The organism is Reinekea sp. (genome assembly GCF_982785585.1).
On sequence record NZ_CEYAVF010000007.1, the window covers coordinates 1 to 15,135 of the forward strand.

Here is a 15,135-nt window from a genome sequence, read left to right on the forward strand (position 1 = left end):
CACTGTCAGCGGACATAAAAAAAGCGGGCCAGCGGCTCGCTTTTTTTATGTCTCGGCTTTATCGGCCGATGACACCGAGCGCCCGCTTAGGAATGACTCGGTAACAAACCCAAGGACGTTAGGGGCACACCCGTCTGTTGCAGCGCCAACTGCAAGGTTGAGCGGATCACCTTGGGATCGTCGAGCTTCAATAAATCATTGGATACCGACTCAGCCCAACCGGAATCAATCTGGCGGAGCACCGATTTAACCCGCAACAGGTTGGCACTGCTCATCGACAAGCTACGATACCCCAGGCCCACCAAGGCGACAGCACCGAGAGGATCACCGGCCAATTCGCCGCACACACTGATCTCCATATTAGCAGCGTTACCGGCCGCCACGATGATTTTCAAAGCCTTCAATACTGCCGGATGCATGCTGTCATAAATGCCCGCCACACGCGGGTTATTGCGATCGACGGCGAGAATATACTGAGTCAAATCATTGCTGCCGACCGATAGAAAATCGACTAGGGAAATAAATTCATTGACCAGGTATACGGCTGAGGGGACTTCGATCATCACGCCAACCTGAGGTGTCTCGACGTGCACGCCCTCATCGTTCAATTCGTATACCGCCCGATGAATCAGGGCCAAAGATTCCTCTACTTCGCCCACGCTGGTAACCATGGGCAGCATAATGCGTAAGTTGTCGAGGTTTAGACTGGCACGCAGCATCGCGCGTACCTGGACGATAAATATTTCCGGATGATCGAGCGTAACACGCAACCCGCGCCAGCCAAGAAAGGGGTTATCTTCCTTGATCGGAAAGTAATCCAGGCTTTTGTCACCGCCTATATCCAAGGTTCGCATGGTCACAGGCCTGGGGTGAAAGGCCTCCAATTGCGAACGATATATTTTAGCCTGCTCCTCTTCGCTCGGAAAACGGCCCAACATCATAAAGGGAATTTCGGTGCGGAACAGTCCCACGCCATCGGCGCCACTTTCTTGGGAGCGAATAATATCGGTTTGCAAACCGGTATTCACGAGCAGATCGATGGCCACACCATCGGTGGTTTCACCCGGCAGGCCAGTCAACGCATCGAGCCCGGAGACGCGGACCTTCTCGTCATGGAGCAGGTCTTCAAAGTAGGCTCGGCGCTCGACCGACAGCTGGAAATAGACGTGACCGCGATAACCGTCGACCACCAGCTCCTTGCCATCGAGCTCCTGCCAAGGAATATCCTGAGCGCCAAGCACGGTTGGAATGTCCAATGCTCGAGCCAGAATTGCGAGGTGGGAATTGGCAGATCCTTGCGTGCAGACGATGGCGGCGACATTGCCCGGCGGCAACAGACCAAAGACGGTCGCAGAAATTTCCTCGCCCAACAAGATGCTGCCCATCGGAATACGGCGATCGGCCTGCTCTTCGACTAGGCGCGAGAGAATACGCTGGCCCAGGTCGCGCATGTCAGACGCGCGTTCCCGCAGGTAGGTGTCTTCCATCGCCTCAAAATGTTGTACATAGCCGCGCATGGTATCGGCCAGGGCACTGGGGGCAGACTCGCCCAGACTGATTTTCTCACGGACCGTCCCAGCAACGGCCTGATCATCGATAATGCCAGCGTAGACATCGAACAGGGCCAGCTCTTCCGGTCGCAGCTCATTTTTCAGTCGATCTCGACTATTGGACAGTTCTTGCTGCACCGCCTCAATCGCCTTGTCAAAACGGGCCAGCTCGGCGCTGATATCGTCTGTCGTGGTATAACGGATGCTGTCTAGGGTGATCGCTGGGGTCACCACATGGGCGCGCCCAATGGCGACGCCAGAGGCGCAGGCTACGCCGCTGAAGCGAATGTCGTTTTGCGCTTGGCCGCCCATGAGGTCCATGCCGGATAGGGTCCCGGTCGCCTCGGCGTGGGCGATGATGCCCGCAAGCTGGGCCGACAGGGTCACTAGAAAGGCTTCTTCCTCGTCATTGAACCGTTTTATCGCGCGTCGTTGAACCGAGAATACGCCGAGCAGCCGTCGATTGTGAATGATCGGCACGGCCAACAGACCGTGAAATTCATCTTCACCAATGGTCGGCACATGATGGTAGTTGGGGTGGAGAGCGGAATTGGCCAGGTTCAACGGCTCCTCACGCTTGCCCACCAGACCGATCATGCCTTCATTTTTGGTCAGATTCACCTTGCCGATGCCGGCGGCACTCAAGCCTTCGGTCGCCATCAGCACATAGCGTTCGACATTGGGGTCCCAGAGGAACACCGTGCAAGCGTCGACAGCCATGCCATGGCGGACCATGCTCGCCAATCGGCCCAACGCCAACTTGAGATCTCGGGCCCCGGTGACTGCGTCGACAACCTTGCGCAGTAAATTCAATAAATCAGCCATGGGCAACCTGAGGTCTGTGGATCCGCGGCGCGAGCTCCGCTAAGGCTTGGCGATAGACATCGCGTTTAAATGACACCACTTTGGACAGGGGGTACCAATAGGACACCCAGCTCCAACCGTCGAACTCAGGGTCATCACTGTGGTCAAAGGAAATTCGAGTGTCATCGGAGATCATGCGCAACATAAACCATTTCTGCTTTTGACCCACACAGATCGGCAGGGTGTTGTGGCGGATCATCCGTTTCGGCAGCCGATAACGCAACCAGCCGCGCGTGCAGGCAAGGATGGCGACATCGCTTGCCTGCAACCCAACCTCCTCATGCAGCTCTCGATAGAGCGCCTCGAGCGGAGTCTCATGTTGGCGGATACCACCTTGAGGAAACTGCCACGCATCTTGGCCGATACGGCGCGCCCATAAGACCTGGCCGGCGGTGTTGGTTAGAATTATGCCGACGTTGGGTCGGTAGCCGTCTGAATCAATCATTCGTTATTCCATTAAACGCCGTTTAACTGGGGGTCGCAGGTGAGTCGTATATCAAATCATCGCTTACCATTGTTCCACAAGCGCACTGAAAGCGCCAATTGGTGAATCTGCACTGGCGCTTTGGCTTGGCGGGCATTTCGCGCTAGAATCACCCTATACTCCACCGCTGATCAGGACATAACCGTGACCCTCGCCATTTTTGATCTCGACAACACCCTCATCTGTGGCGACTCGGACCATGCCTGGGGCCAGTTTTTAGTCGACCAAGGGCTGGTCGATACCGACAAGGTCCGTATCGCCAATGACTATTTTCTCAGTGAATACCAGGCCGGTACTTTAAATATAGATGAATATCTGGAGTTTACGCTCGCCTTTCTCGCGGGCAAATCGCCGTCCGAGTTAGCGCCCTTGCACCAGCAGTTTATGACCGAGGTGATTGAGCCGATGATGCTGCCACAAGCCATTGAACTCATTGATCAACATCGGGCACTCGGCCACCAACTGTTGATCATTACCGCGACCAATCGCTTTATTACCGAACCGATCGCCCGGCGTTTGGGCATTGAGCAGTTAATCGCCTGTGAGCCGGAATTGACCGGCACACGCTATACTGGCAAAGCCACCGGCACGCCCAGCTTCGGACAGGGCAAGGTAGTCCGTTTGCAGCAGTGGCTAGATGACCGACATGAGAGCCTTGACGGCGCCTGGTTCTATTCGGATTCGCGCAATGACCTGCCGCTATTAGAATGGGTCGATAATCCGATTGCCGTCAATCCCGATGAGGCGCTCAAAGACATCGCCCAGACCAACGGCTGGCCAATACTCGATCTAAGGAAGCCTGCGTGAAAAACACTGCGCTCGCTTTGGTTGGCCTCTGCGCCCTATTGATAGGCTGCAGCCCGAAAACAGACTCCGGGCCGGATCAAGCGACCCCGATTGTGGCAGTCGCACCGATAACAATACTGGCATCCCCGCCGTCTGGCGCAGACTTTGGTCCCGTCGGCACGGCCTTCCAGCTCGATGCAAAACAGCACACTCTCCAGATGTTGGCCTTGTGTCAGACTCTAGCGGATTCTGTGGAGGCCTTTCTCGCGACCCCCGAAGTGAGTCAACAGCAGGCGGCGCAGGCATCCTTCCGGCTCTGCTACCAAAGTTGGACAGCCAACCAGCTGTTCTTCCAGCTCGCCTTCAACCCGGCTGATAAAAAAACCCTGCAGCCCCTGCTTGATCTAATTGACACCCGACCCTTTCTGCCCGGCTATATCGACAGTATCCCAGATTACCCTTACAGCGGCCTAATCTTCGAAATGGATTTGCCCATTAACGAGGCCACCTTGCTCAGCCAACACCGACTGATGGATGAAGATTCTGCAGCCCTGGGCTTTCCGGTTGTGGAGTTTTTCCTCTGGCGGCAACCGCTTGATACGACATGGCACAGCACGGGCGACATTGCGGCCGATAGCTTGATTGAGCGGCGACACCAATACCTCCGCACCGCGACTGGCATGTTGCTGGCAGATCTGGGTGCGGTGTCTAATCGTTGGCAAGCCGGCGGCGGCTTTGGCGGCCTGCCGCACCGCGTCCAGTTGGTGGCAGTCTTGGCCAGCCTGCAACGCATAACGGCAGTCGCCTTGTTGGACGATCTGTTCAATGAGCAAGCGCTGACAGAACCGGAATGGCATCATCCGGCCATGTATAGTGGCCAGGGTCGGGCTTATCCGCTGGCGCTATTGACCGCGGTACAAGGATGGGTAGGTTTACCCGAGAGCACAACGGCCTTTGCGCAATGGCTTGACTCCAGGGCTGACCGACCGATGACGGCAGCTGATCTGCAGACGGCCGTGGCGGACAGTCTAAGTGCCGTCCAAGAACTGCCGGAAAACTATCCCGCCGACAGTGCCGCCGATGGCCAATGGGCCACCGCACGCCAGCGCATAAGCGCGTTGGCCTTGGCTTTCGGTCAGCTGTCGGAACAGCAGCAGGTGCCCATATTTAGCCAGTAGCGGGCCACGCAGTGCCCGCCGGCGTTAGAAATTTTGACTGATTTGCGCGAAAATCGCCTTGATATAACGCGTTTCGGGCACCGCCGGTAAGACCGGATGATCGGCCCCCTGTCCGCCTTCGGCGAGAATCACGACATGCCGGTCCAACTTGCGGCCGGCGCTGCGAATCATGTCGCGCAAGCGTTCGTTGTCCAGATGCATAGAACAGCTGGCACTGACCAATATCCCACCATGACTAACCAGCTTCATCGCCATCTCATTTAAGCGCTGATAGGCACGCTCGCCGGCAGCCATGTCCTTACGGCGGGTAATAAAGGCCGGTGGATCCACTATAACCACATCGAAGCGCGTTTTTTCCGCATGCAGCCGCTCCAGTACCGCGAAAGCATCACCGGCCAGGGTATCGACCCGATGCGCACAGTTGTTGAGCTCGGCATTGGCCATCACGCCCTGCAAAGCCAATTGGGAGGCATCGACACAGGTCACGGCGCTAGCGCCTAGAGCAGCCGCGGTGATGCCCCAGCCACCAACATAACTGAACACATCCAGCACGGTGCGATCCTTGGCCCACTGGGCCGCTAGGAGTCGATTGGGACGATGATCGTAGAACCAACCGGTTTTCTGGCCAGTCATCAGCGGCGCTAAGAAACGCACCCCATTCTCGATCAGTTCGACCTGCTCCGGAACCTCGCCAAAGGCTACCTCGACATAGTTGTCGAGCCCCTCGGAAGCGCGCATCTTGCCGTCGTTCTTAACCAAAATACCACGCGGCTGAACCAGACGCTGCAGGTGTTCGAGGATCACCGGCAGGCGCTGTTCCATGCCTGCGGTCGAGACTTGAACTGTGAGCACATCATTGAAGCGATCGATCACCAGACCCGAGAGGCCATCGCTGTCACCATACACCCAACGATAACAGGGCTGTTCAAAGCACTGCTCGCGTAACGCCAAGGCTTGCTTGAGGCGATTTTTAAGCACCGAGCTGGACAGGCTTCGATCCATCTGGCGAGACACCAGGCGAGCACAAATCAACGCCTGGGGATTGACCATAAAACTGCCCAAAGCCTTACCCGCAAAGTCGACGGCATTGGCAATTGAACCCGGTTCAAAGGCCTGCAGCGGTGATTTTCCGAGGTCGATTTCATTGCTGTAGATCCAATGATGGCCAGATCGAATTCGGCGTTCGGCGCCCTTATTAAGATGCAATACTTGAGTGGTCAACGGTTAAACCTTTTTTAATAAATCTAATGAAACGCCCCTGCACGTCGGCGGGTGACTGCTAAACTTTTGGCTATTAACGGCCCATTTTAGGACCTGACTATGAGCATAGAACTGGACCCGGATCAGATAGATCAAATACTGCAGGGTATCAACATTCCCCCGCAACCCCAGGTGATGGTCGACTTGCAGATGGAACAGTATCACCCCAGACCGGACATTAGCCGAATCGCCAATTTGATTGCCCAGGATGTCGGTCTGGCCGGCGCGATGTTAAAAATCGTTAATGCACCGGCGTTTGGCTTAGCTAATACCATTAGTTCGGTCCACCAGGCTACGGTCTTATTAGGCATCAAGTCGGTGGTCAACATCATTAATGGTATCAGTATTCGAGGCCAATTGAGCGATGAAGATATAGTGGGGCTGAATAATTTCTGGGACACCTCGATGGACATCGCCGTGGTCTCACAGAATGTCGCCCGTCAAATCGGTTTGCAGGAGACCGATAATGCCTATTGCCTCGGTTTGTTTCACAACACCGGCATCGTTTTGATGAAGCAACGCTTCCCAACCTACATGGATATTTTGCAACAGGCCTACGCGCACAATACCGAGCGGGTCATCGATCTGGAAAACCACCATTTCAGTACCAATCACGCCGTCATCGGTTACTACACCGCACGCTCGTGGCGCTTGCCCCATCTGATCTGCGACGCGATTGCCGATCACCACAATATCACCCAACTGTTTGCGCGCGACGCCGGGGCAGATGACGCGAAAAAAACCCTGTTATCCGTGTTAAAGATTGCCGAATATATCTGCGCCAGCGGCCCGGCGCTGGGCAAGGTGCGAGACGATTATGAATGGGCGCGCATCAAGGCTTACATCTATGAATTTACCGGCCTAGGGCCCTACGATATCGATGCCATGATCGACCAATTCAGCGAAATGGGCATCGGCTCGGTCACTGCCCGGCACTAGGAATCAACGCCGCCAGCAGCGACCTGTCGCGCACGGCAACAAAATACGGATTAAGTATATCGTCTTTACCGTAGACCAATGGCTCGCCGTTCCATTGCACAATGGCACCCCCGGTTTGCGCCAGTATCGCTTGGGGCGCGGCTGTATCCCATTCACAGGTCAGACCCAAGCGGGGATAGAGGTCCGCGCCACCTTCGGCCAATCGGGCAAACTTCAGTGCACTGCCCAGAGATTCGGTCTCGACCCGATATCCGGCGTCGGTTAGATGTTCGCGCCAAGCACCCGCCCAGCTCGAACGCCGCGACCCCAAGGCGACCAATCGCTTGGTGACACGGGCGGTCGGCAGCGGTGCCTGCGCCTCAGGCGAACCCGAAAAAGCACCGATGCCCTCACCGCCCCACCAGGCCAGGCCCGAGGTTGGCCGATAGAGTAGGCCAAATACGGGCTGCTGGTGCGACATCAGGGCGATATTGATAACAAACTCATCAGATCGGTGCAGAAATTCTCGGGTACCGTCCATCGGGTCGATCAACCAATAGAGCGGCCAATCTTTGCGCATTTGATAGTCTGGCAAGGCCTCCTCCGACACCACTGGACAGTCGACTATAGCGCCCAAGCCGGCAACCAGGATCTCTGAGGAGCGGATATCAGCCGCGGTGACTGGGCTGTTATCCGCCTTGGCCACCTGTTGCCAGAGACGCTCGTCACGATAAATAGTCAATATAGCATCACCAGCCACACGAGCCAGTTGATACAGGGCGCTAATTTGCACTGGGGTTAGGGGCAATTGCGGCGCCGAGGTGGCTTGCGGTGAGATCATGTTGGGCCTTAACAGAGTGCGCTAGAGCCCGCGATTCTAACACGTCGGGTGCCTTGCTTACCCGACCGTAAGCGGCAATAATCGAGTTAATTGGTGGCCGGACCTTGCATATTGACGGCAACGACCGCATCTTGATTGCCGCTCGGTAGACACTTTAAACGACAATCAGGGACAGACCCAGCACCGACCCTGCTGGTACCCCTTATCCGGAGTCCAAACCGGCATTTAATATTATTCAGGAGCCCAATGCGTGAGCGCCAAGACTGAAGCGAAGGATGACATCCGGCTCGACAAGTGGCTTTGGGCTGCGCGGTTTTTTAAAACCCGGGTCCAGGCCAAAGCCGCTGTTGAAAGCAATAAGGTGCACTATAACAAGGCCCGGGCCAAGCCCAGCCGGAGTGTGGAGATGGGCGCCATCTTGCGCTTACAAATCGGCTCAGAGGAAAAGACCATTGTCGTGACCCAAGTCCACGGTCATCGTCGCGGCGCACCCGAAGCCCAAGCCATGTACTTGGAAACCGACGCCTCGGTGGTCAAACGGCAAGAAAACGCTGAACAGCGAAAAACGATGAACCTGACCTCGCACGCCCCCGATCACCGCCCAAACAAGAAAGAACGGCGCGACCTGATCCGCGTGAAATCCAATATGAACGATTCTTAGCCAGGCCTTAATCATGACTGTACTCGATAACACCACGCGTTTTTTATTTGCAGACTCCGCTGTCCGAGGGGAACTGACTCAACTGGATCGTTCAGTCTCCGAGGTACTCAGCAAGCATCATTATCCGGCCGCGATTCAACCGCTACTCGGCGAATTTATGGCCGCCGCTGCGATGCTCAGCGATACCATTAAATTTGAGGGCACCCTGTCATTGCAAGTGCGCGGCTCCGGTCAGGTGCGCTCACTGATGGCCGAATGCCGAGATAATCGCGCCTTGCGGGCATTGGCCCAATATAATGATGACTTTGATGACCGGGGCCCGATTCTCGGCGAGGGTCAGATGGCGATCACCATTGAGCCAAAACAGGGCCATCGCTACCAGGGCGTGGTGGAAATTAACGACTCAGACCTGGGTTTGGCCCAAGTGCTGGAGGGTTATTTTCAACGCTCCGAACAGATCCGCACGCGCATTTGGTTGTTTGCCGATCAGCATAAGGCCGGCGGCCTTATGCTACAGGCGATGCCGCAGTCGGCCAGCGAGAGCAGTTTGACCGGTGGCGACGATGAGGACGATGATAGCTGGTCACGCCTGGTTATCTTGGCTAGCACCCTAAAGCCGGAGGAGATCTTTGGCCTTGAAGCCGAGACGGTGCTGCATCGCCTGTTTCATGAGGAGCCTGTGCGGCTCTATCCGCCGCGGCCGCTAGAATTTGAATGCACCTGCAGTGCCGATCGATCGGGCAATGCCATCATCACATTGGGCGCCCCAGAGGCATTGGCCCTGATTGAGGAACTGGGCCATATTGATATAGATTGTCAGTTTTGCCATGAGCGCTATATTTTCGGGGCTGACGACGTCCAACGTTTGTTCTCGCCAAGCGCAGACGATACCCTTAATTAGGCCGGCTCGCGGCCGACCAAGGCGGTTTAACCCGGGCCAGTTCGCTAGCACACACCCGATCGAACGCTCGGGTTTGTCTCTGGCGGTCCGGACTCGCTACTCAGCAAATACCTTATCGCCCAGCTGATCGACCATCAGGCGAGCTTTGCTCAGGCTGATGGTCGATGCTTCGGCTTCGCTCGGCATTATATCGGCCCGAACAAAGGTATGGCTTTGCAGTATCTCGCCATCCTTTTCGATAATTCCACTGACGCGATACTGAGATCCCTCAGCTTTGGGCGCCGCACAAATGCGGTAACCCTTATACTCAGTCCATTCATATTGTGGAACCTTCGGTACTTTTGTTTTCGTTAACCAGCCAAACATAGGACACATCCTCTGAAATTTACTGCGATTGGGAACATTATCAGGCGTCAGTTTGGCAGTGCATAGTATTAATTCGGCTTTTGTTTAACACTGGATCGCAGCCTAAGCAGCCAATGGGCACAAGTGTTACCTTTTGATCATAAGTGTTACCGAATGCCACGATGAGTTTGGCCGAGCCTGACACTTTCTGTACAAAAAACAGCCTATATACATTAAGCTGTTGATTTTAAAGAGCTTTAATAACATGGCACACAGAATGCAATATTATAATCAGAACGAATAGAGGCCACCCGCCAACAAAAACAATAATAGGGTGGATGTAAGAACAATAAGCGCCTATCAAAAAACAAAAATAAGGGCGCTGTTTTTATTCCTGGTTCCATAAAAACAAAAAGAACCAGTCAGCTGTTTGTGTCGGTCCAGTGAGCCTTTCGCTGGATACCATTGTTTTCTCCTCCTATCAAAGCACCCACACCAATACGTCTATAATCTATGCGTAATTCTCTACTGTCGTGCGCATTGCCTAGAGTCGACTCTGTGTCTAAAACAGCTCTATCGAGCGACCGTTATAGCCGTCGACAGAGCTCGGGTAGGCCTATAAGCCTTGTTCAGGGGTATACCAGCCAGCCAGTTCATCGGTCAAAACCGCTTCCAGCATTGCCATGCCCAGCTCGCTGTCGTTAAGGCAAGGCAAGAGAGTGCAGTGTTCGCCACCGGCCTCTTTAAAGGTTTCAACCCCTTCCATACCAATCTCTTCCAGGGTTTCCAGGCAGTCGGTGGCAAAGCCGGGCGTCAGCACCAGCAAATTTTTCACGCCTTGTGCCGGTAACGCCTCAAAGGTGTCCGAGGTATAGGGTTGCAGCCACTTGGCGGGGCCGAAGCGACTTTGAAAACTGATCAATACCCGATCAGTCGGCCAACCCAAGGCCTCGGCCAACAGGCGCCCAGTGACTTGGCAATGGCAATAGTAGGGGTCGCCTTTGGGCAGAGATTCTTTCGGCAAACCGTGAAACGACAGTAAAATCTTGTCGGGCTCGTCGGTCACAGTGGCCAAGTGCGCTTGGACTTGGGCCGCCAAGGCACCAATATAGGCGGGATGACGATACCAGGGATGGGCGATTCGAATCGTTGGCTGCCACATTTGGGCCTTAAGATAATCAAACACCGCATCGCTCACCGAAGCGTTGGTTGCTGCCGAGTATTGCGGATAAAGCGGTACCACCAAAATTCGGTCGCAGCCTTGCTTGGTCATCGCAGCCATCTTTTCCGAGAGACTGGGGTTACCATAGCGCATGGCATAATCGACCACTAGGTCGGGCCATTTCAGGGCCATTTGGTGGGACTGCTGAGCGGTAAAATAGCGCAGCGGCGATTCGTTATCGTCCTCACGCCAGATTTTCTTGTAGGCCGCAGCGGAACGCTTCGGTCGAGTGTTGAGGATGATGCCGTGCAAGATCGGCAGCCAAATGAGACGCGGAATGTTCACCACCCGGCGATCGGACAGGAACTCCTTTAAATAGCGCCTGACGCTGGACGTACTGGGATCATCAGGTGTTCCTAAGTTAACCAGTAATAGGCCGATTTTGCCCGTTTTCACATCGGGGTGATTGGTCGGTAGAGTCATAGTGATTGCAACCAGAATTGAAAGCCTGTTAGTGTAACAAGAATCTTGCACAGCAGCGGATAAAAGATCACTCCCATCCCGCCTCTGCACCCCTTTTGACGGGGCTCAGGGTCGATATTCACGGGGTCGCAGCCCAACCGGCTGTGCCGTTCTCACGCTTGCTATATACGTAGCCAACCGACTATAAGATCTCAGGCCAACTATGAACCCATGGGTCCTGCTCAGCTTTGCTGTCCTCTACTTTGTCTGTCTCTTCGGCATTGCCCTGTTTGGCGACTCAGGCCGCGGGCAACAGGCCACGCGCCGTTACAACCACTTTATCTATGCCTTGAGCCTCTCGGTCTATTGCACCAGCTGGACCTTTTATGGTGCGGTTGGCACCGCCGCCACCGCCGGCTGGTCGTTCGTGGCGATCTATCTTGGCCCCCTGCTGGTGTTTGTCTTTGGCCAGAGTTTGATTCAGAAAATGATCCGCGTCGGGAAACGGCAAAACACAACGTCCATTGCCGACTTCCTGTCATCGCGCTACAGCAAAAGCCGCGGCGTCGCCCTACTGGCCACGCTGATCTGCACCCTGGCTGGGGTGCCCTATATCGCATTGCAACTGAAGGCGGTGACAAACTCGATCCAGGTTCTATCCTTCCGCGCCGCCGAGCTACCCTTTACCGCCTCGAAAACCTCGTTCTTTGTAGCAATCTCGATGATTGGCTTTGCGACTCTCTTTGGTACTCGCCAGGTAGACGTGTCAAAACATCACCACGGCATGATGCTGACCATTGCCTTTGAATCATTGGTCAAGCTGACGGCCCTCGTCTGCCTGGCGCTGTATGTTATTTTCGTGTTTTACAGTGGACCCCGGGAGTTTGCCAGCGAACTGGTCGCCACCCAAACCTTTATCTGGCCTGGGTTTTCGCTCAGCTTCTTAACCCAGCTGCTATTAGCCGCTGGCGCCATCCTCATCCTGCCACGTCAATTTCATGTTATGGTCGTGGAAAATATCCACCAAGACCATTTAAAAACAGCTCGCTGGGTGTTCCCGGTCTACCTAATCCTGATCAGTCTCGTGGTGCTGCCGATCGCGTCGGCAGGATTGCGGCTGTTTCAAGACAGTCAGATTGATGCCGACACCTTTGTTTTGCTGTTGCCTCAGGCCGGTGGCCAAGTCTGGCTAACCCTGTTGGTCTTTATCGGAGGCTTCTCGGCCTCGATGGCGATGATTGTGATCACCACCATCACCCTCTCAACCATGCTCAGCAACGACGCCGTATTGCCCTTCCTTATTAAGAAGCGGTTGTCTGCAGATCGCGCCAATGTCGGTCCTTGGCTGCTCATTATTCGACGTCTGGTGGTGGTGACCGTTATCCTAGCCGCCTGGCTCTATAACCTCAGTTTCGGCGATACCGAGGCCCTATCGGTGATCGGACTACTGGCTTTTTCGCTGATGGTACAACTGCTGCCATCGTTGATTGCCGGTCTGTACTGGCGCACCGCGCATGTGCGCGGTGCTTATGCCGGCATGTCACTGGGCAGTCTGGTCTGGAGCTGGACGCTATTAGTTCCGATGCTCAGCGAGGCGGGCTTTGTCTCGCCCGAGCTGCTTAGCGCAGGCCCTTGGCAGATCAGCTGGCTGCGGCCGGAGTTTTTGTTCGGCTTCACCTTTACCGATGCTCTAAGTCATGGCGTATTTTTCAGTTTGATCGCTAACATTGCCGGTCTCATTTACTTCTCCAAAACGGCCACCACGACACTGGCAGATCGTCTCCAGGCTTCGGCCTTTGTCCAGCTAGATGAACAACTCCTGCGCTCCGACCTAAACCACAAAAATCCCCTGGTAAAAGCTGGCGAGCTGGTATCCATGCTGGAGCGTTTCGCCGGGGTCGGTCAAACCCGGCGCTGGATCAGTGATTATGAGCGAGTGCACCATTTTCGCATCCTCGCCAACGATACTCCCACGCCTGACTTTATCCGCTATTTCGAGCGCACCCTATCGGGCGTTATCGGCGCCAGCTCGGCTCGCGCGATGATGCATTCCGCTTTGGCCGGACGCGAGTTGCATCTGGAAGACGTGGTGACCTTTTTCGATGAAACCACCCAGGCGATCCAGTTCAACCAACGGGTTATGTCATCGACCCTAGAGCATCTCGATCATGGCGTCTCGGTGATCGATCGGGACCTCCGACTGGTGGCCTGGAACCGGATGTATTTGGAGATGTACCCCTATCCCAAGGAGACCATTAGAGTCGGTGTCTCGATCGAAGAGCTGGTGCGCTACAACGCCCTGAAGGGCGAATGTGGCCCGGGTGACATCGAGGATTTGGTTCAGCGCCGCCTCAATCACCTGCGCTTAGCCACGGCGCATCGCTTTATCCGCATGCGCAGCAACGGTCGGGTCACCGAGATTCGCGGCAATCCTTTGCCGGGGGGCGGTTTCGTCACTACCTTTAATGACATCACCGATTTCGTCAAAGCCCAGGAAGCCTTAAAAGACGCGAAGAACACTCTCGAACGTCGGGTTGAGCAGCGCACCGAAGAGGTTCGTAATATCAATAACGAGCTGCGGGCAGAAATCCAAGAGCGCCAGCGGGCTGAATCGATGCTTATGGAGGCCAAAACCGAGGCGGAATTGGCTAATGACAGCAAAACCCGATTTTTGGCCTTGGCCAGTCACGATATCTTACAGCCCCTGAACGCCGCCCGACTCTATAACACTGCGCTGTTGGAAAAATGGCCCAATGAACCCATCTTGCCGAAACTCGAAAGCTCACTGCGGACGTCCGAGGAACTGATTTCGACGCTCCTGGAAATCGCCAAATTGGACGGTAGCCTGCATAAGCCCTTATTGGAAACCGTTGAGTTACAGCTTTTATTTCAGTCGATCGATGATGAATTTACCGCCCTGGCCGCCGAGAAGAAACTCCGCCTGTGGATTCGACCCACCGGCCATTTTGTCGCCAGTGAAGGTCGGGCCCTGCGCCGAATCATACAAAATCTGGTCTCGAATGCCATTAAATATACCCGTGACGGCGGCGTCATGGTCACCGCGCGTAAACGTGGGGTAGACCTATTGATTCAGATTTGGGATACCGGCCTGGGTATTGAGGCACGCGATTTCGAACGTATTTTTTTCGATTTCAACCGCCTCGATCAACATCGACAAGAAGCCCAGGGCGTTGGCCTGGGTCTGAGTGTGGTCAGCCGACTCGGGCAGCATCTCAGTCACCCAATCGATCTTGCCTCCAAACCGGCTCGGGGGTCCTGCTTTAGCGTTTTGGTGCCCTTAACTGACTCACCGCCAGCCTGGCAAGGGCGCGACAAACAGGGCAAGGAACGGAACGCTGCAGCGCTCAATTTTCGGGTGCTAATCATCGATAATGATGCTCAAAACGCCGATGCGCTGATTACGCTGCTGATGGGCTGGGGTTGTGCGGCAGATTTCGCCACGACAGACGTCGAAGCGTTGGAAAAACCGATGCCCGACCTGTTGATCATCGATTACCATCTGGGCGAACACCTCACCGGGTTTATGCTGCTTACAAAGCTAGAACAACGCTGGCAAGGTTCGGTACCAAGCATCCTAGTCACGGCTCATGCCGAGCCTCAGATTAAGGTCGAGGCCGCGCAGCGGGGCATGGGCTTTCTGGCCAAACCGGTTAAGCCAATTGCGTTGCGGGCCCTGATCAAGAGTAAGCTGGCCTAAACCAT

Annotated in this window: 12 protein-coding genes; 6 read left to right on the top strand and 6 right to left on the bottom strand. The window is 55.1% G+C overall.

The features are described from left to right. Nucleotides 1-86 precede the first annotated feature (86 nt). Together ptsP and AC4FIC_RS04630 are read right to left on the bottom strand one after the other, a co-directional pair. Nucleotides 87-2,375 carry a phosphoenolpyruvate--protein phosphotransferase gene (gene ptsP, locus AC4FIC_RS04625; RefSeq protein WP_100258493.1) on the bottom strand — a complete coding sequence of 763 codons (2,289 nt, stop codon included), beginning with the start codon at nt 2,373-2,375 and terminating at the stop codon, nt 87-89. Next, the gene (locus tag AC4FIC_RS04630; protein ID WP_100258494.1) at nt 2,368-2,859 is read right to left on the bottom strand and encodes an RNA pyrophosphohydrolase; all 492 of its coding nucleotides are present in this window, start codon (nt 2,857-2,859) and stop codon (nt 2,368-2,370) included. Before AC4FIC_RS04630 ends, ptsP begins: the two co-directional genes overlap by 8 nt. A 183-nt stretch (nt 2,860-3,042) precedes the next feature. On the opposite strand from AC4FIC_RS04630, the gene AC4FIC_RS04635 reads away from it, so the two are divergent. Next, entirely contained in the window at nt 3,043-3,705 is a 663-nt protein-coding gene (locus AC4FIC_RS04635) for a histidinol-phosphatase (RefSeq protein ID WP_100258495.1), read from the top strand. Next, entirely contained in the window at nt 3,702-4,862 is a 1,161-nt protein-coding gene (locus AC4FIC_RS04640; protein ID WP_100258496.1) for an imelysin family protein, read from the top strand. The genes AC4FIC_RS04635 and AC4FIC_RS04640 overlap by 4 nt, the downstream gene beginning before the upstream one ends. Before the next feature lie 24 nt (nt 4,863-4,886). Here AC4FIC_RS04640 and AC4FIC_RS04645 read toward each other — a convergent pair whose 3' ends face one another. Further along, a complete protein-coding gene (locus AC4FIC_RS04645; protein WP_273284844.1) occupies nt 4,887-6,083 on the bottom strand; it encodes a class I SAM-dependent rRNA methyltransferase in 1,197 nt (398 codons plus the stop codon). Nucleotides 6,084-6,182: 99 nt separating this feature from the next. On the opposite strand from AC4FIC_RS04645, the gene AC4FIC_RS04650 reads away from it, so the two are divergent. Next, a complete protein-coding gene (locus AC4FIC_RS04650; protein ID WP_100258498.1) occupies nt 6,183-7,061 on the top strand; it encodes an HDOD domain-containing protein in 879 nt (292 codons plus the stop codon). Here AC4FIC_RS04650 and AC4FIC_RS04655 read toward each other — a convergent pair. Beyond that, the gene (locus tag AC4FIC_RS04655) at nt 7,045-7,881 is read right to left on the bottom strand and encodes a 3'(2'),5'-bisphosphate nucleotidase CysQ family protein (protein WP_273284846.1); all 837 of its coding nucleotides are present in this window, start codon (nt 7,879-7,881) and stop codon (nt 7,045-7,047) included. The genes AC4FIC_RS04650 and AC4FIC_RS04655 overlap by 17 nt on opposite strands. Nucleotides 7,882-8,131: 250 nt before the next feature. Between AC4FIC_RS04655 and AC4FIC_RS04660 the strand changes: the two genes are divergently transcribed. Together AC4FIC_RS04660 and hslO are read left to right on the top strand one after the other, a co-directional pair. Next, nucleotides 8,132-8,542, top strand: coding sequence for an RNA-binding S4 domain-containing protein (locus AC4FIC_RS04660; protein ID WP_273284848.1), 411 nt, complete (start codon nt 8,132-8,134; stop codon nt 8,540-8,542). A 13-nt stretch (nt 8,543-8,555) separates the two neighbouring features. Then, nucleotides 8,556-9,443: an Hsp33 family molecular chaperone HslO gene (hslO, locus tag AC4FIC_RS04665; RefSeq protein ID WP_100258501.1), complete on the top strand. Its 888-nt coding sequence runs from the start codon at nt 8,556-8,558 to the stop codon at nt 9,441-9,443. A 96-nt stretch (nt 9,444-9,539) separates the two neighbouring features. Here the strand turns inward: hslO and AC4FIC_RS04670 are convergent, their stop codons facing one another. Both AC4FIC_RS04670 and hemH read right to left on the bottom strand, forming a co-directional pair. Further along, nucleotides 9,540-9,809, bottom strand: coding sequence for an HlyU family transcriptional regulator (locus AC4FIC_RS04670; protein ID WP_100258502.1), 270 nt, complete (start codon nt 9,807-9,809; stop codon nt 9,540-9,542). 595 nt (nt 9,810-10,404) lie between these two features. Next, nucleotides 10,405-11,433, bottom strand: coding sequence for a ferrochelatase (gene hemH, locus AC4FIC_RS04675; RefSeq protein ID WP_100258503.1), 1,029 nt, complete (start codon nt 11,431-11,433; stop codon nt 10,405-10,407). A gap of 202 nt (nt 11,434-11,635) precedes the next feature. Between hemH and AC4FIC_RS04680 the strand changes: the two genes are divergently transcribed. Further along, nucleotides 11,636-15,130 (top strand): PAS domain-containing hybrid sensor histidine kinase/response regulator, encoded by a 3,495-nt coding sequence (locus AC4FIC_RS04680; RefSeq protein WP_100258504.1) that lies wholly within the window; start codon nt 11,636-11,638, stop codon nt 15,128-15,130. Nucleotides 15,131-15,135 lie beyond the last annotated feature (5 nt).